General features: G+C 61.8%; 1 pseudogene. It reads left to right on the forward strand.

Going from position 1 to position 453, the window contains the following annotated elements:
- Positions 1–453: pseudogene (locus tag CKY02_RS23280) on the forward strand (type VI secretion system membrane subunit TssM); the annotation flags it as partial.

A 453-nucleotide genomic window follows, 5' to 3' on the forward strand; every position in this document is an offset into this window, starting at 1 on the left:
CCCCGGATTACCGCCTGCGGGCGCGTATTCACCGGGAATTCGCGCCGGAAACCGCGGTGCTGGTGGAGTATGGTGACAAAAACAGTACCTTACAGGAGGTTTACCAGAAACTGGTGGCGCTGCACCGTTACCTGCTGGGCATTCAGAACGCGCCGGTCCCGGGGAAAGCCGCCCTGAGCGCCGTTCAGCAGCGGCTGGAACAGCATAACGACGACCCGATTTTCGACGTCCAGCAGCGGGCGAAAAACCTGCCGGAACCGCTCAACCGCTGGGTCGGCGAACTGGCCGAACAGGCCTGGCGGGTGGTGATGAAGGAAGCCATCAGTTCGCTGGAAATCGAATGGCACGACACCGTCGTCAGACAGTACCAGACCTACCTGGCCGGCCGCTACCCGTTCAACCCGGACGCGACTGAGGATGTGCCGCTCAGTGAGTTTGAACGGTTCTTCCGGC

Origin of the sequence: Photorhabdus bodei (assembly GCF_003287735.1) — a bacterium.
Lineage (GTDB): Bacteria > Pseudomonadota > Gammaproteobacteria > Enterobacterales > Enterobacteriaceae > Photorhabdus > Photorhabdus kayaii.